The sequence below is a fragment of the Brevibacterium sp. CBA3109 genome (assembly GCF_040256645.1).
In the GTDB taxonomy this organism is placed as follows: Bacteria; Actinomycetota; Actinomycetes; order Actinomycetales; family Brevibacteriaceae; genus Brevibacterium; species Brevibacterium koreense.
In genome coordinates, this window is record NZ_CP158281.1 from 1,280,458 (window position 1) to 1,297,045 (window position 16,588).

Annotated in this window: 11 protein-coding genes; 6 read left to right on the forward strand and 5 right to left on the reverse strand. The window is 63.2% G+C overall.

Annotated features, from left to right (window positions below):
* Positions 1–284: 284 nt before the first annotated feature.
* The 4 genes from AAFP32_RS05930 (at position 285) to AAFP32_RS05945 (ending at position 5,112) form a co-directional block, all read left to right on the forward strand.
* Complete coding sequence (locus AAFP32_RS05930; RefSeq protein WP_350271031.1) at positions 285–1,481, forward strand: MFS transporter; 1,197 nt, start codon at positions 285–287, stop codon at positions 1,479–1,481.
* A gap of 91 nt (positions 1,482–1,572) precedes the next feature.
* Entirely contained in the window at positions 1,573–2,370 is a 798-nt protein-coding gene (locus AAFP32_RS05935; RefSeq protein WP_350271032.1) for a carbon-nitrogen hydrolase family protein, read from the forward strand.
* A 124-nt stretch (positions 2,371–2,494) separates the two neighbouring features.
* Positions 2,495–3,307 (forward strand): TetR/AcrR family transcriptional regulator, encoded by an 813-nt coding sequence (locus AAFP32_RS05940; RefSeq protein WP_350271033.1) that lies wholly within the window; start codon positions 2,495–2,497, stop codon positions 3,305–3,307.
* The gene (locus tag AAFP32_RS05945) at positions 3,304–5,112 is read left to right on the forward strand and encodes an MDR family MFS transporter (protein ID WP_350271034.1); all 1,809 of its coding nucleotides are present in this window, start codon (positions 3,304–3,306) and stop codon (positions 5,110–5,112) included. Before AAFP32_RS05940 ends, AAFP32_RS05945 begins: the two co-directional genes overlap by 4 nt.
* A gap of 223 nt (positions 5,113–5,335) precedes the next feature.
* Here the strand turns inward: AAFP32_RS05945 and AAFP32_RS05950 are convergent, their stop codons facing one another.
* Positions 5,336–5,641, reverse strand: coding sequence for a hypothetical protein (locus AAFP32_RS05950; RefSeq protein ID WP_350271035.1), 306 nt, complete (start codon positions 5,639–5,641; stop codon positions 5,336–5,338).
* Entirely contained in the window at positions 5,638–7,218 is a 1,581-nt protein-coding gene (locus AAFP32_RS05955) for an acyl-CoA carboxylase subunit beta (RefSeq protein WP_350271036.1), read from the reverse strand. The genes AAFP32_RS05950 and AAFP32_RS05955 overlap by 4 nt, the downstream gene beginning before the upstream one ends.
* A 67-nt stretch (positions 7,219–7,285) precedes the next feature.
* Here AAFP32_RS05955 and AAFP32_RS05960 point away from each other — a divergent pair, with 67 nt between their 5' ends.
* Both AAFP32_RS05960 and AAFP32_RS05965 read left to right on the forward strand, forming a co-directional pair.
* The gene (locus AAFP32_RS05960) at positions 7,286–8,233 is read left to right on the forward strand and encodes a biotin--[acetyl-CoA-carboxylase] ligase (RefSeq protein WP_350271037.1); all 948 of its coding nucleotides are present in this window, start codon (positions 7,286–7,288) and stop codon (positions 8,231–8,233) included.
* On the forward strand, positions 8,230–9,861 hold the full coding sequence (locus tag AAFP32_RS05965) for an adenylate/guanylate cyclase domain-containing protein (protein ID WP_350271038.1): 1,632 nt from the start codon (positions 8,230–8,232) through the stop codon (positions 9,859–9,861). The genes AAFP32_RS05960 and AAFP32_RS05965 overlap by 4 nt, the downstream gene beginning before the upstream one ends.
* A 216-nt stretch (positions 9,862–10,077) precedes the next feature.
* Here the strand turns inward: AAFP32_RS05965 and AAFP32_RS05970 are convergent, their stop codons facing one another.
* From AAFP32_RS05970 to AAFP32_RS05980, 3 genes are all read right to left on the reverse strand, one after another.
* On the reverse strand, positions 10,078–12,804 hold the full coding sequence (locus AAFP32_RS05970) for a DNA topoisomerase IV subunit A (RefSeq protein WP_350271039.1): 2,727 nt from the start codon (positions 12,802–12,804) through the stop codon (positions 10,078–10,080).
* Positions 12,805–13,010: 206 nt separating this feature from the next.
* Positions 13,011–13,565, reverse strand: a complete 555-nt coding sequence (locus tag AAFP32_RS05975; protein ID WP_350271040.1) for a TetR family transcriptional regulator — start codon at positions 13,563–13,565, stop codon at positions 13,011–13,013.
* A gap of 239 nt (positions 13,566–13,804) precedes the next feature.
* Positions 13,805–16,477, reverse strand: coding sequence for a GNAT family N-acetyltransferase (locus tag AAFP32_RS05980; RefSeq protein ID WP_350271041.1), 2,673 nt, complete (start codon positions 16,475–16,477; stop codon positions 13,805–13,807).
* Positions 16,478–16,588: the final 111 nt, after the last annotated feature.

The window sequence follows — 16,588 nt, forward strand, 5'->3', positions numbered from 1 at the left end:
TGACTGAGAACACACCAGCTTGTGTCGATTTGGACCCACAGCCCGGCCGCGTCGACTCATATTCGGCCAGGAGATCGGGTGGTTGTTGACGGACGACTAGAGCAAGATCACTCCGCGGTGGGGCGCCAGCGACAGGAGCCACCGGATAGCATGGATAGGTTCCCGCCTCGATCTCAGCGGATCAGTCGATCACAGCCGATGGGCCATCACAGCAGATCACCCATCTCAGCGGCACCCCCGGGGGACTGGACGCATCATTCAACAGGAAGTGAGACTGATCTTCAGTGGCACGGGCACAGCTATGGACCAAGGACTTCGTCGTCGGCATCGGTCTCAACCTGTCGATGGCGATGGTGTTCTACCTCCTCATGACGTCTATGGCCGGCTATGCCGTCGCCAGGTTCTCCGCTGGTGAAGCAGCTGCTGGGTTCGCGTCCTCGTCCTTCGTCGTGGGCGCCGTCGCAGCCCGTGTGCTGACCGGAAAGTACCTCGACTTCATCGGTCGCCGGAAGTTGCTCATCATCACGATGGCGGTCTCGATCCTCGCCTCTGTGGCCTACATCTTCGCCGACACCCTGGTCTGGCTCTTCGCCATCCGCATCATCCACGGCATCGCCTTCGGGGCCGGCAACACAGCCATCATGACCGCGATCCAAAGCGTCATCCCGGCCTCTCGCCGAGGTGAGGGCACCGGATACTTCGGTACCGCAACAACGCTGTCCACCGCTCTGGGACCCTATCTGGGTGTAGTTCTCCCGCGTGCCTACGACTTCCCGATGCTCTTCGGCGCCTCAGCGTTCATGTCGCTCGTCGCCTTCATCCTCTGCGTCGGCATCAAGCTGCCCAAGCAGGAACTCAGCGATTACCAGCGCCGGACCAAATGGCATCTGAAGATCAGCACGCTCGTCGATCGCGATGGTCTGCGCATCGGGTCGATCATGCTCATCGCCGGTACCGCCTATGCAGCGGCCCTGGTGTTCCTGGCCGGCTATGCCGCGGACAACGGTGTTGCGAGCGCTGCATCCCTGTTCTTCGTCGCCTTCGCGGTGGCGTCACTGGTTGCGCGACTGTTCGTCGGTCGCCTGCAGGACACTCTCGGCGACAACTTCGTCATCTATCCTGTCTTCGTCTTCAACCTCGTCGGCAACATTCTGCTGGCGATGTGGCCGACGATGACGGGAATCATCCTCGCCGGCGTCTTCGTCGGCCTGGGCTTCGGGTCGCTGATGCCGTGCATGCAGGCGATCACCGTGAAATCCGTACCGATGTCGCGGGTGCCGGTGGCCACGGCCTCGTTCTTCCTCCTCCTCGACGCGGGGTCGGGGATCGGCCCGATCATCCTCGGCGCCATCATGCCGCTGACCGGCGGCAACGGCATGTTCATGCTCTGTGCCGTGCTTGTGGCCCTCGGGATGGTCGTGTACTACATCGTCCACGGCCGTCGCCGAGGTGGCCGTCCCGGCCGCGAATACCTGCACTGAGGTCCCTCTCAGCTGGGTGGAGGTTTCTCCGCCCGCGTGATCGCGATAGCCTGAACGCATCGTTGACACTCCCGGATCGCAAGGACTGGCCATGAAATTCGCACTCGCGCAGATCAATTCCACCACCACAGTTGCGGACAACCTCGACAAGGTTCGGGACTACACGCACAAGGCCGCTGAGGCCGGAGCCGAGTTCGTCGTCTTCCCCGAGGCCACGATGTCCGCGTTCGGTCCCGGCTTGCGCGAAGTCGCCGAGGCGAACACCGTGTCGTGGCGGGCTGCGATGGCCCAGCTGGCGGCCGACACCGGAATCACCGTCATCGTGGGCGAGTTCGCGACCTCAGGTGAGAAGGTGATCAACCTGCTTGCCGTCTACCCGCCGCAGGGTGAACGCCGCGACTATGCGAAGATCCATCTCTACGATGCCTTCGGTTTCAAGGAATCCGACACCGTCGTCCCCGGTGAGGATCCCGTCGTCATCGACCTTGGCGGTGAGAGCGTAGGGCTGACACTCTGCTACGACATCCGCTTCCCGAAGCTGTTCGCCGAGGTCAGCCGTCGTGGTGCCAAACTCGCTATCGTCGCCGCCTCTTGGGGTGCTGGGACTGGCAAGGTCGAGCAGTGGCAGACTCTGACCCGTGCTCGGGCATTGGACTCCAACATGTTCGTGGCAGCCATCGGCCAGGCCGATCCCGAGGTCAGTGGTGTCGAGGTGCCGAAGAAGGGGCCCACAGGTGTCGGCCACAGTCTCGTCTCCGATCCCTTCGGTCATGTCATCTCCTCACTCGAGGGTGAAGAGGCTCTCGAGGTCGTCGAGGTGGACCTTGCCGGAGCTGACAAGGCCGCCGAGGCGATTCCGGTGCTGAGGAACGCGAAGCTCGGGTACTGAGGAATAACCTTCCAGCGCCCGGGCGCTGGCGAACCGATTGAAGTCGGGGAGCGGGCTGGGAATGTGCCGCAAAGCACATTAGTTGCACTTGAGGCAAAAATGCACTGGGTGCAATAATGTAGCTATGCAATCCACACCTTCCGGCGAATCCACGCGCACCGACTCTGCCGCGACCGAGCCTTCCGACGCCACCGGCTGCGCCGACCAGTCCGAGGGGCTGCGGCAGCGGAAGAAGCGCGAGCGCGGTCAGGCTCTGCGCCAGGCTGCCCTCGACCTGGCGCTCGAGAACGGGTACACCAACGTCACCGTCGAAGACATCTGCGAACGCTGCGGGGTCTCCCGGCGCACCTTCTTCAATTACTTCTCAAGCAAAGAAGAAGCCCTGCTGGGCCGTGCCGACACAGTCTTCGACGATGAGGATCAGCCCGACATCGCCGCCTTCGAAGCCGGCGGTCCGAACGGACGACTCCTGGCCGACCTCCAGCACCTGCTGGCCTCGGTGGTGCGGACGCGTCTGAACAAGCGCGAAGAGATGCATCAGTATCACCTGCTGATGAAGCAGGATCCCTCGCTGATGCAGGTGCAGATGTCGCGCATGGGCAACAACGAGCGCCTGTTTCGGGAAATGATCCAACGTCGTCTCGACGGGGCAGCGTCGGCCTCGGCAACGCCCGCAGTCGACGAGAACCCAGCGGCCGAGAAGAATCTCAGCGCCACCTCGGCGATGGATTCCTCATCTGCCGGCACCGACTCCGGTCACTGCAATGACGACGAAGCCGTACCGGTTTCCACTCGGGCCGAGGCCCTTGCCGCCTTGGCGATGATGGCGATCAAGGCGACGTTCATGCGTCTGCGCAAGGTTGAGGGCGCCCCCGCCCTGGTCATCAGAGAACTGTTCGACGAGCTGCGAGATGTTTTTGAGGAGGAGTCCGCATGAGTTCAGCAACCGCAACTGCGCAGACGGCGCCGATCGTCTTGACCAGGAAGACGATCGTCCTGATCTTCTCCGCGCTCATGGCCGCCATGTTCCTGGCAACCCTTGACCAGACGATCGTGTCGACGGCGATGCCGACGATCGTGGGTGAACTCGACGGCGTCGAGCATCAGGCATGGCTGGTCACCATCTACCTGCTGGCGATGACCATCGTCATGCCGCTGTATGGCAAATTCGGCGATATGTGGGGCAGGAAGGTCATCTTCCTCGTCGCGATCGCGATCTTCGTCGTCGGCTCGTTCGGGTCCGGCATGGCACAGAACTTCTGGGAACTCATCGCTTGGCGCGGCTTCCAGGGTCTGGGCGGCGGCGGTCTGATGATCCTGTCGCAGGCCATCATCGCCGACATCATTCCCGCCAGCGAACGTGGCAAATACATGGGTCCGCTCGGCGGCCTGTTCGCAATCTCCAGCGTGCTCGGCCCGGTCCTGGGCGGATTCTTCACACAGCACATGGACTGGCGCTGGTGCTTCTGGGTCAATGTCCCGATCGGCATCGTCGCGTTCTTCATCGCACTCTTCGCACTCAAGCTGCCGAGCCATAAGTCGGATAAGAAGGTCGACGTTCTCGGCATCATCTTCATGGTGGCCGCGACCTCGCAGCTGATCCTCGTGACCAGCTGGGGCGGTCACGACTATGACTGGAATTCGCCGACCATCATCTCCCTGATCATCGGCACGGTGGTCTCTGCCCTCGTCTTCGTCTACGTCGAGTCCAAGGTCAGCAACCCGATCATCCCGATCAACCTGTTCAAGAACAAGACCTTCGTCCTCTCCACAGCCATCGGCCTGCTGCTGGGTTTGGGCATGTTCTCCGCAATGGCGTTCCTGCCCACGTTCATGCAGATGGCATCTGGGACCGATGTGACGGGTTCCGGCCTGCTCATGCTCCCGATGATGGCCGGCGTGATGCTGACCTCGATCGTCTCCGGCTTCATCGTGTCAAAGACCGGCAAGTACAAGATCTACCCGCTCTTCGGCACCCTCATCGCCGGCATTGCCCTGGCTTGGATGACCACGCTGACGGCCGACACCTCGATGGTGCTCATCGGCGCCATGATCTTCACCATGGGCTTCGGTCTGGGCCTGGTCATGCAGATCATCGTCCTCGTCATCCAGAACTCCGTGGCACCGGAGCTGGTGGGCACCGCGACCTCGACGAACAACTACTTCCGCGAGATCGGTGCCGCTGTGGGCACGGCACTGTTCGGGTCGATCTTCACCTCCCGACTGGCAGACAAGCTCGGTGAAGCGTTGTCGCAGGCCCCCGGCGGTGGCGCAGGCAGTGGAGGTCCGAGCACTGACTCGATGACCCCTGAGTCCGTCGCCTCGCTGCCCGGACCCATCCACGACCTTGTCGTCAACGCCTATGCGGATGCTTTGGCACCCTCGTTCTGGTACATGGTGCCTGTGTTCCTCGTCGCCTTCGTCCTCGCCTGGTTCCTGCCGCAGCTCAAGCTCTCCGATGTCGCCGGAATGGTGGCCCGTGGTGAAGCTGTCTACGGTGACGACATGGGCGGTCCGACGCGAGGCGTGACGATCCCTGCGCAAGACTCGGCCGCCACGGACGGTTCGCTTCGTGCGGATGGTCCGCTCGGTGCGGATGGTCCGCTCGGTGCGGATGGTTCGCTTGGTGCGGACGCAGCATCCTCCTCAGCGAGGGCGAATGTTCGCGGCCAACAGCGTTTGAGCACGGTCACCGTCGAGGACGGGCATGACCCGGACAGGGACCAGTATCGGCTGAAGTGAGCTGATGCGATGCCGCTGATTTGCCGGTGGTGCCGTGGGGACCACTTGTCATCGAGAGGACCAGCTGTAATCAGTCCGCTCGACGGTAAGTGGTCCCTACGACGAGCGGACGCGGGCTGACACACTTCGGGCGCCGACAGAAGAACTGTCGGCGCCCGAAGTGTGTGACTGCTCAGTGTGTCTGACTGCTCAGCGCTTCCCATTGCGGTCAGCTGCCGAGTTGTCAACGGCCCAGGGTCTGCGTCCAGGTCTGGGGGAGGCGTCGGCGCACGTTGCGGCGCGGAGCATTGAACCCTGCACGATCGTGCTTCGTCGTCTCCATCTGGTCCACGGCCGCCGCTTGATTGGCAGCGTAGGCAAGGGCCACCTGGCGGATCGCCACGACTGCCGCAACCGCTGCCGCGCTGGCCATGTCATCGCTGACGGGTTCTCCGTCGTGTGCTTTGACCTGTGTTCGGTCGTCGACCGAGGTGGCTGGGGCCTGGTCCTCAGCCGAGGTGGCTGTGGCCTCCTGTGCTTCCTGGCTCATAGTGGGATGTTACCGTGCTTGCGCGCTGGAGCGTCAACATGCTTGTTCTTCAGCGCCCGCAACCCGCGAACGATCCGGTTCCTGGTCTCGCTGGGCTTGATGACCGCGTCGATGTAGCCCTCTTCGGCCGCCAGATACGGGTTGAGAAGCGCATCCTCGTAGTCCTGGATCAGTTCCTCGCGCAGCGCATCGACGTCTTCTCCTGCTTCACCGGCAGCCTTGAGCTTGCGCCGGTAGACGATATTCGCCGCACCCTGAGCGCCCATGACAGCAATCTGGGCACTGGGCCATGCGAGGTTGATGTCGGCGCCCAACTGTTTGGAACCCATGACGCAGTACGCTCCGCCGTAGGCCTTGCGGGTGATGAGCGTGATCAGGGGAACTGTCGCCTCACCGTAGGCGTAGATGAGCTTGGCCCCGCGGCGGATGATGCCGCTGAACTCCTGGTCGGTGCCGGGCAGGAAGCCGGGCACGTCGACGAAGGTGAGAATCGGAATGTTGAACGCATCGGCCAGGCGCACGAAACGGGCAGCCTTCTCCGAGGCGTCGATGTCCAATGTTCCCGCCAGCTGCATCGGTTGGTTCGCGATGACGCCGACGCTGACACCTTCGACACGGCCGAAGCCGGTCACGACGTTCGGGGCGAAGAGTTCCGAGACCTGCAGGAATTCCGCGTCATCGAGGACAGTCGTGACGACGTCGAGGATGTCATAGGGCTGCGAGGGTGAATCAGGCATGAGCGAATCCAGAGCCTCGTCGGCGGGACCGGTTGACAGGTCCGATTCGAACTCATCGGCATCGGCGGGATCGAGGTTGTTCTGCGGCAGGAACGAGAGCAGATCGCGCACATAGTTCAGCGCATCGTCCTCGTCGCTGGCCAGGTAGTGGGCGTTGCCGGAGACGGTGTTGTTCGTGCGCCCGCCGCCGAGTTCCTCATGGCCGACCTCTTCGCCGGTGACGGTCTTGATGACGTCGGGGCCGGTGATGTACATGTGGCTGGTCTGATCGACCATGATCGTGACGTCGGTGAGCGCGGGGGAGTACACGGCACCGCCGGCCGAGGGGCCCATGATGAGTGAGATCTGTGGGATCACGCCGGAGGAGGCCACGTTGAGGCGGAAGATCTCCGCGAACAGAGCGATCGAGCCCACGCCCTCCTGGATGCGGGCGCCGCCGGAGTCGTTGATGCCGATGATGGGACAGCCCAATTTGATGGCAAGCTTCTGGACCTTGACGATCTTGCGACCATTCGCCTCGGCGAGGGAACCGCCGAGGACTGTGAAGTCGTGAGCGAACACGGCCACCGTCTTGCCCTCGATCGTGCCCAGACCGCACACGACACCATCGCCGTCGGGGCGGTTGTTCTCCATCCCGAACTGGTGGTTGTGGTGGCGCGCGAATTCGTCGATCTCCTGGAACGAATCCTCGTCGAGGAGCGCTTCGATGCGTTCGCGGGCGGTCTGCTTGCCGCGTTTGTGCTGGTTCTCCACCGACTTCACATTGCCGGTGTGGGCCGCATCCCGGCGCTGGGTGAAAGCGTCGATGCGCTCAGCTGTTGTACGTGGGGTATCCGTCATGACTCCACAATAACGACGCACGGTGCGATCATTGTGCACTCGCGCCAAAAGAATCTAAAGTGGACTGGTGAACAGCCAACACATTCCCCTCCTCGTCGATGTCGAATCCCTCCATCGCAAGGCAGCGGTCCGCGGCATCGATTTACCCGCAGTCATCTGGGACGACGTGTGCCCGTCGACGAACGACGAACTGGCTGCACTGGTGCGGGGACAGTCCACGCTCACCGACTTTCCCACCGATCGCACGCGCCTGATCGCGAGCTCCGACGGCATCGACCTCGCCGAGGTGCCTGGCCAGTTCTGCGTCTACGGCACCGATCATCAGAACGCCGGACACGGTCGACTGGGTCGGACTTGGACGGTGCCGGCAGGCCGTTCACTGACGTTTTCGATTCTGCTGGAGCCGGGTGCCGTCTTCGACTCGTGGGGGTGGGTTCCTCTGATCGCCGGTGAGGCCGTGCGAGCCGCCATCGCCGAGGCGGGCGTGCCTGCCGTGCTCAAGTGGCCCAACGATGTGCTGACGAAGGACGGGAAGAAGCTCTGCGGGATCCTCGCCCGAGTCGAGCCGCTGCCGGCCGGGCCGCGAATCGTTCTGGGGGTGGGGATCAATACGCGGTTGCACCGTGAGGATCTGCCTCGCGAAAGCGCGAGTTCCATTGCGATTGAGAAGGACACGGACGGTTCAGAAGTTGCTCATGAAGACTTGTTAATCTCGATTCTGAGCACACTGATTCCTGCCTACCGGAAGCTTGTCGAGTATGACGATGACGATTTCAGCCGCAGCACAGTCGGCAATGAGGTGCGTGCGAACATGGTGACTCTTGGGACGCAGGTCAGGGTCGAACGCCCCGACGGAAGTAACCTGCACGGTTGTGCCACCGGGCTCGACGCCGGCGGCGACCTCATCATCGACAATGACATCCGTGTCAGCGCAGGCGACGTCCACCACCTGCGACCGGCCGGGCACGTTACGGGGCCGCAATCCTTGGGGACGGAAGCCGGGGGTTGCAGATGACGGGTGTCTCGGACTTCACCGCAGAATTCAACCTCGTTGCCGATGACAATTCCGATGGCACCGACGGCACCTCTTCGAACGGTGCCGATTCTAACTCCACAGTTTCAGGTGGGAGGGTTTCGGTCGGGACAGATTCGGTCGGGACAGAAGAGCACGATTCTGTCGAGGTGCGAGACAGCAGCGAAGCTCAAGGGTCTTCTGACACCCGGGACTCCAGCGGACGGAGTCCCCGAGCGGCCGACGCAGAGGACTCCTACCAACCCGGCGACTCGAACCAGGGACTGAACTCGTTTCCGGTGATCACGGATGACCAGATTGGCTCGTCACCGAACGCCGCCGAGCCGCCGGCCACCTCAGCGCCTGCCTCTGTCTACGGGATCGAACACGGCGACGAGGACCTGCCTGCCACCTCGGTGATGCCGACGGTCCCGTGGGCAGACGACGAGGAAGCGGATGACCAAGGCGCCTCCGGCGATGAGGCGGCCGGTGACTTCTCCGGGGGACTGCATAACAATCCGCGTACCGTGGCACTGCAGATCCTCGACGAGGCTGACGAGGCAGACGAGGACGACACCATCTACGAAACCCGCAGCGCAGCCGAACGGCTCGAGGAGATTCTGCTCGACGGCAAACGCGTGCTCGACCGGCGCGAAGCGGCGAAACTCGGCGGCATCTCCACGGTCTCGGCTCGCAAGATGTGGCGTGCGTTGGGCATGTCTCAGACGGACGCGGAGGAGAAGGCCTACACGGTCAGCGATGCCCATGCGCTGCGCATGTGGGCCAAGCCCGTGGCCGAGGGCCTCATCGATCAGGGCACCGCTCTGTCCCTGGCCCGCGCAATCGGACAGACCACAGACCGTCTCGTCGTATGGCAGATGGAGACTCTCGTCGACTTCCTCACCGAGGAGAAGGGGCTGACCGACCCCGAGGCCAGACGCGACGCGCTGCAGGTTGTCGAGGACATGGTCGACCCGCTGCAGAAGATGCTGACATATTCGTGGCGGCGCAACCTCGCCGAGGTGATGGGTCGGCTCAATGTCAACGTCTCCGATGGTCTGGCCATCGACAACAGGCAGGGCTGGTACGACTCCTCGATGCCGCTGGCGCGTGCGGTCGGCTTCATCGACCTCGTCTCCTATACGCGTTTGTCACAGAAGATGGAGCCGCGGCAGCTGGCGAATCTGGTGCAGGAATTTCAGGGCATGGCCTACAACATCGTGGCCACCGGCGGCGGTCGAGTCATCAAGACCGTCGGCGATGAGGTGTTCTTCGCCGCCGAGACGCCGCTGGGCGGAGCGGAGATCGCGATGACGCTGATGGAGCGTGTGAGCGCGGCAGAGGACCTGCCGCAGGCCCGCGTCGGCTTCGTCTGGGGCAGGGTTCTGTCTCGCCTGGGCGACATCTTCGGGTCGAGTGTCAACCTGGCCGCCCGGCTGACCGCTGTGGCCGATCCGGGCACGATCTTCACCGATGAGGACACGGCTCGGGTGCTCTCCGCTTCGGATGCCTATGTGTTCGAGCGACGCGAATCTCTCTCACTCCATGGGTTGGGGGAGACCGGCATCGGCGAGATGAAGCGTGGAACGGCTGCTCGGATGCAGCTGGACCTCGACGACGACGAAAGCTGAGTCAGACGCCGCCGCGCAGCACACCGGTGTGCGTCACACACCGGCACGTACCCGTATACCCATACCTCACCCGCGGCACCGCTGGTTGCACTACGCACCGTTAGTCGGAAGTAGTACAGCTGCAGTGGTTGTCTTTGCGAGTGCGAATATCACGTGTGAAGTGGACTGTGATGGAAATCACGTTTGACGGCAGGGTGGCTTTTCGCACCGAATTTCTCAGAACAGTGCCGTGTCGTCGTCATCGTCATGGGAGACGATGACAGCGCCATCGGAGTCGATCTTCGAGCGAGCGATCTCTTCCTTCGCCTCATCGAGATCACGCCCATTCTCAACGTCGAGGTCCAGTTCGTCGAAGCTCGTCGCCAACCCCTGGCTGCGCGTCGCACCTGAGGAAGTCGAGCCAGCGTCGGAGCCCGCCCCCGCAACAGCGCCGTCGCCCGCGCCGCTGTCGTCTGTGTCACCGTCTCCGGCAGCATCTTCGGCGTCGCCGAGGCGGGGGACCGTTCCGATGACATCGATCTTGGACTCGAGGGGCGAGCCCGTGGCATCGCGCTTGGACATCTCGGCCGGAAGAGTCCTAGCCCCGCCAGCCTGGGCAGCAGCCTGCGGCGTGTCACCGACCCACGCCAGAGACAGCTCGGTCTCGCCCTTGAGGAACTTGTGGGCACGCACACCCGCGGTCGCACGACCCTTGGTCGGGTACTCGGAGAAGTCGCTGACCTTAATCGATGATGACGGTGCGCCGTAGAAATTCTCTCCGCTGGCGACGGTGACTACGGCGAACGTGCCGATGCTGGTATCGGCGTCCCCTTCTTCGTCGGTCTTGGCCTCCTTGGGAGTCATGCCGAAGAAGAGGGCTCGCGCATCAGCGGCGACCTTCATTCCCGCCACACCTGAGGCGTTCCAGCCCTGGGCCCGCAGCCCCGAGGCATCGAAGGCCAGCAGCTGCGCGTTCGAGGTCACGAACACGGCCAGGGACTCATCGATGTTCTTCGGCTGAGCGACCCCGATGACGGAGTCCTTGCCCTTGAGCGTGATCGCCTCCCATTCGCTCTTGTTCGGCCGGGCGGCCACGGATACGCGTTTGACGACACCGCTTGCGGTGCCGATGACGAATTCGGCGTCGAGGTCGATGAGGCCGAGGATGGTCTCGTTCTTATCCAGCGTCATGTAGTCAGCGATCTTGACGCCGCCGGCGACATTCGGACGTGTTGCGGCCGGTGGCAGAGCCGGCAGGTCGACGACATCGACCATGTGCAGACGTCCTGTTGAGGTCACCGCCCCGACCTTGCCTTGAGTTGTCGACACGATCTCTGAACGCAGCGCATCATGGCTCGAGCGCTTCCCGTTCCTCTGCAAAGGCGAGGCATCAGCGGTTCGGGCGATGCGCCCCGAGGTCGAGAGGAGGACCCGGCAGGGGGCGTCGGCGATCTTGAGGTCAGACTGAGCTTTCTTGCCCTTGGCGGAGAGCTCCTTCATCGATCCTTCGATGAGAACCGTGCGCCGAGGTGAGCCGATCGCCTCCGCCGTTGCTTCGAGCTCTGTGGCGACGAGCTCACGCAGCTTGGCCTCATCGGCGAGCAGCGCCTCGAGGTAGTCGATCTTCTTCCGCAGTTCGTCACGCTCGGCCTCCAGCTCGATACGCGAGAACTTCGTGAGCCTGCGCAGCTGCAGATCGAGGATGTAGGTGGCCTGGAGCTCCGAGAGTTCGAAGACGTCCATCAGGCGAGTGCGGGCTGTGGCCGCATCGTCGGAGGAGCGGATGAGCTGGATGACCTCGTCGATGTCGAGGATCGCGATGAGCAGACCCTCAACGAGGTGGAGGCGGTCCTTGGCCTTGCGGAGCTGGAACGCGGTGCGGCGGCGAATGACGTCGATGCGGTGGGCGAGGTAGACGGTCAGCAGCTCGCGCAGTCCCAGCGTCCGCGGCTGACCGTCGACGAGGCAGACGCTGTTGATGCTGAACGACTCTTCGAGCGGCGTCTGCCGGTAGAGCTCGGCGAGCACGGCTTCTGGATTGAACCCGTTCTTGATGCCGATCACCAGACGCATTCCGTTCTTGCGGTCCGAGTAGTCGTCGATCGAGGCGATGCCTGTGAGTTTCTTCGCGCCGACAGCGTCCTTGACCTTCGAGACGACCTTCTCAGGTCCCACGAGGTAGGGCAGTTCGGTGACGACGATGCCCTTGCGGCGGGCATTGATGTTCTCGATCGAGACTGTGGCTCTGGTGCGGAACGTTCCGCGACCGGTCTCGTACGCCTCACGGACCCCGTCGAGGCCGATGATCCGTCCACCGGTGGGCAGATCGGGGCCGGGGACGAAGCGCATGAGCTCGGCCAGGCCGGCCTCTGGATTGCGGATCAGGTGGCAGCAGGCGGCGATGACCTCGCCCGGGTTGTGCGGAGCCATATTGGTGGCCATGCCCACGGCGATTCCGGACGTGCCGTTGATGAGCAGGTTCGGGAACGCACTGGGCAGAACCTCGGGCTGAGTGAGCGTGTTGTCGTAGTTTCCGACGAAGTCGACGACGTCCTCATCGAGGCCGGCGATCATCTGCATGGAGGCCGAAGTCAGCCGGGCCTCCGTGTAGCGCGGGGCGGCAGGACCGTCGTCGAGGGAACCGAAGTTTCCGTGGCCGTCGACGAGCGGCACACGCATGATGAAGCTTTGGCTCAGGCGCACCAGCGCATCGTAGATCGCGGTGTCACCGTGGGGGTGGAGCTTGCCCATGACATCGCCGACGATGCGAGAGGACTTCACATGTCCGCGCTCGGGGCGCAGGCCCATGTCGCCCATTTGGTAGACGATGCGACGCTGGACGGGCTTCAGACCGTCGCGTGCATCGGGCAGGGCGCGAGAGTGGATGACCGAGACCGCATATTCGAGAAACGAACTCTCCATCTCTGACGAGACGTCGACATCGATGACTCTTCCTTCGGTCATGGAACTCCTTTGACGCACGAATTTTCCGCTCCGGGTGCCCTCTCACGCGCCGAGGTTCGGCATCGACAACTGAGAGCACCTGTCGATTCTAGCGTTCGATTTGAGTTCTACGGCTCAAGCCCGCATTTCCGAGGCGTCCGTGTCGTTCGCACGTGTGCCCGCGCCGGTGCTCTGGGCTGGTTTCAGAAGTGTGTCAGCAGAGAGGTTCAGGCTTGGTTCGCGGTGTTGGGAATCGACGTCAGGAATTGGTCCATGAACGTTTCGACGTGGGCGCGATCGGCCGTTCCTGCGATCAGTTCGGTGACCATCATTCCTATCACTGAGCTGTTCATCGTGTGCGCCACTTCAGCATCGACATCGGCCAGTCTGATGACGAACTCTTCGAATTTCGCCATATTCTTCTGCTTCGCAGTCAACGCTTCGTCTGGAAGGGCGGGATCGAGGCTGAGCATGATCATCGTGTAGAAGCGGTTGCGGTCCGTGGTCAGCCAGTTCATGCAGAAATCGACGGCGATCTCCAGGTCGGGCTTGGTATCGGCACGGAACGTGTCCGTCAGGCGCTCGAGCTGCTGGGAGTTGAGTTCTCCGATTCGCTCCATGATTCCGGTGATCAGTGCATCACGGGTGCGGTAGACATTCGACGTGGAGCCGACGGGCAGCTCGGCAAGGGCATCGACTGCCCTGTGGGTGAGTCCACGAACTCCCTGTTCGGCGACGACGGCTATTGCGGAGTCGGTGACGACGTCTCTTCGTGAAATCATTTCTTTCGGGCCTCACTCTTTTGTGGCACCTGCGGTGCTGGTGCCTTGTGGACGGTGGGTGACCAACGGTTGGCCATGGACTATGGCCAATGTTTGACCACATACTAAAACACAAATTCATAACGTTTCGTGTCGAACGGATACAGACACTACCTGCAATAGAGAAGAATTGGTATAAGACTCGCCAAACTGCCAGTCGGTTCCCACTCAATGAGGCATATCTCAATTCCTCGGAGGTGTCAGCTCAGCAGTCTCCGCGTTGAATCGATGCGTGTGGAGTCGGTGAGCAGATCAATCCTCACGCTCAGCAGATGTCCCCCGGTCACGGTGGCGACCATGGGGTGGATTTCGAGTTCGAGGATCTGCGGGTGCCTCTCGACGAGCACCGACAGGCGTTCGAGTACGTCTTTGAGGGGGGCGATGTTCACCGGTGGCAGACCCCGGTAGCCGAACAGCCTCGGCGAGGACTTGACCGATCGGATCATGTCTTCGGCATCCTTGTCCGTCAGTGGGGCCACGCGATGTTCGACATCGCCGAGCAGCTCGGTCGTATCTCCGGCCAGGGAGAACGACAGCAGCGGCCCCAGCAGTCGGTCCTCGCCGGCGCGGATGACGCAGGGCACCCCCGGGGGCGCCATGGCCTGAACGTCGACCCGAGGGTCCTCATCGACGAGGAGGGTACTGATGGTCTCCTGGATCGCCTGGAAGTCCTCGCGCAACTCCTCTGGTGAGTCGATGTTCAGCCGCACGCCGCCCAGCTCCATCCGATGGCGCAGGGTGCTCGACACGGCTTTGAGCGCGACCGGATAGCCGATCTCTTCGGCGGCGGACAGCGCCTCGTCCACCGAGGCAGCCGTGATGTGGGGCAGCACCTCGATCCCATAGCAGGACAGCAGAGTCCTGGCCTGATCCCGCTCGAGCTGGTGGGGTCGGCCCGGTTGTGCCTTCGAGAGTGCGGATTCGATGATCGATCGCACCCCTTTGTCGTCGAGGTCTTCGACCTCAAGGAAGCGGCCGTGGTCGGCGCCTCGCCAGCGGGCATAATCGGTGGCTCTGGCCAGAGACCACACGGCATCCTCGGGGCCGACGTAACTGGGCACTGTGTGCGAGACTCGCGAGCCTTCGCCTTCGTTGAGGTGGGTGGTCAGTTCGTCCTGGACACCCTGGATGCCGAGGAAGCAGGCCACGGTTGTCTTCTTCGAACGAGCGGCCACCTCGGCGAGGTGAGCGGCGATCTCGGACTCCTGCGCCCCTGCCGAGGGGGTGAAGGTGACGACGACAGAATCGACGTCCTCGCGGGAGTACATCGCCTCGAGTTCCGCTTGGAACGTCTCGGCTTCGACTTCCGGGTGCAGCGACACCGGCTCGGCCTCGACGTGCAGACCCTCCGCGCGTGCGCGCTGGGCGACGAGGGTGGCCATCGCCGCCGAGTTGCCGATGACTCCCAGGCGCCTGCCTGCCGGCAGAGACTGAGTTGAGAACACCTGGGCTAGGTCGAAGAGCTGGTGGATCGTATCCGCCCTGATCACCCCGGCCTGCCCGAGCACCTGATCGAGGGTGTTCGGTGCCAGGGACGAGGTGCGCACGATGTGCCCGGGTGGCAGCTCCCGGCCGGTGAGGTCGGATTTGATGACGACGACCGGTTTGACGCGCGAGACCCGGCGGGCGATACGGGCGAACTTGCGGGGGTTGCCGATCGATTCGAGGTAGAGGCCGACGGTCTTCGTCGCAGGATCCTCCTCCCAATATTGGAGGACGTCGTTGCCGGAGAGGTCTGCACGATTGCCTGCGGAGACAAACGTGGAGATGCCGAGACCGCGCTTCTTCGCGGCCGCCAGCAGGGCAGTGCCCAGCGCGCCCGACTGGCTGAACAGGCCGAGTGTGCCCGACGCCGGCAGGAACGGGGCCAGGGATGCGTTGAGGGAGATCTCCTCGGACTCGTTGACGAGGCCGAACGAGTTCGGGCCGACCACGCGCATCCCGTAGGCGCGGGCGGTGGAGACCATCTGGCGCTGCAGCTCGGCCCCGGCCTCACCGGTCTCGGCGAAGCCCGAGGAGATGACGAGGACCGCTTTGACCCCGTGGGCCGCGCACTCCTGGACCACCTCGGTGGCGGACTCTGCAGGCACCGCGATCACGGCGAGGTCTGCCTTGCCAGGCAGATCGCCCAGGCTCGGGTACGCCTGGACTCCGGCGATCTGGTCCGCTTCCGGGTGGACGACCCACAGGTCGCCGGTGAACTTCGCCGAGGTGATGTTGCGGATGAGGAGATGACCGGTGGATTTGCGTTTGCGGCTGGCACCGATGACCACCACCGAGGTGGGGTGAAGGACCGTGCGCACGCTCAGTGCCTCGGCACGGTGCTCCCGGGAGGCTTGAACCTCGATCGACCGCGCAGTCGGGTCGATGTCGAAATTCACGGCCACGACGCCGTCGTCGAAACCGCGGGAGACCTCGTAGCCGGCGGCCTGGAAGACCTGCAGCATCGGTCGATTCTGAGGCAGCACCTCGGCGGTGAATTTTCGGATCCCCAGGTCCCGGGCCGCGGCGGCGAGATGTTCAAGGAGGATCGAGCCGATGCCGCGACCCTGGTGGGCATCGGCGATGTTGAAGGCCACCTCGGCGGAGGTGGCCGAAATCTTGTCGAAGCGGCCGACCCCGATGATATCGGATCCGACGAGCATGACCATGGCAACACGGTCACGGTAGTCGACGGTGACGAACCGGTCGAGGTCGCGTTTGGGCAGCCGAGGCAGCGGCGCGAAGAAACGCAGATAGACAGACTCGGGTGACTGGGCCTCGTGCATCTTCGACAGGGCTTCGGCATCGGCAGGGACGATCGGACGCAGATGGGCGGTGCCACCGTCGCGGAGGACGACATCCGCTTCCCACTCGGCAGGATAGTTTTCCATGTTCCCAGCATAAGCGGATGGCGAGGGTCCCCGGCCGTCCGTGAACTGCAAGGTCGCAGAACAGGCACCGAAGGAATGGGGCAAAGTGGGAAGAGCCGGTCGAGTACGGCA

What these genes read in the sequence shown, in the direction of transcription:
- AAFP32_RS05980 (WP_350271041.1), bottom strand. Translation starts at nt 16,477, where the DNA reads ATGGAAAACTATCCTGCCGAGTGGGAAGCGGATGTCGTCCTCCGCGAC.
- AAFP32_RS05935 (WP_350271032.1), top strand. Translation starts at nt 1,573, where the DNA reads ATGAAATTCGCACTCGCGCAGATCAATTCCACCACCACAGTTGCGGAC.
- AAFP32_RS05970 (WP_350271039.1), bottom strand. Translation starts at nt 12,804, where the DNA reads ATGACCGAAGGAAGAGTCATCGATGTCGACGTCTCGTCAGAGATGGAG.
- AAFP32_RS05940 (WP_350271033.1), top strand. Translation starts at nt 2,495, where the DNA reads ATGCAATCCACACCTTCCGGCGAATCCACGCGCACCGACTCTGCCGCG.
- AAFP32_RS05965 (WP_350271038.1), top strand. Translation starts at nt 8,230, where the DNA reads ATGACGGGTGTCTCGGACTTCACCGCAGAATTCAACCTCGTTGCCGAT.
- AAFP32_RS05975 (WP_350271040.1), bottom strand. Translation starts at nt 13,565, where the DNA reads ATGATTTCACGAAGAGACGTCGTCACCGACTCCGCAATAGCCGTCGTC.
- AAFP32_RS05955 (WP_350271036.1), bottom strand. Translation starts at nt 7,218, where the DNA reads ATGACGGATACCCCACGTACAACAGCTGAGCGCATCGACGCTTTCACC.
- AAFP32_RS05945 (WP_350271034.1), top strand. Translation starts at nt 3,304, where the DNA reads ATGAGTTCAGCAACCGCAACTGCGCAGACGGCGCCGATCGTCTTGACC.
- AAFP32_RS05950 (WP_350271035.1), bottom strand. Translation starts at nt 5,641, where the DNA reads ATGAGCCAGGAAGCACAGGAGGCCACAGCCACCTCGGCTGAGGACCAG.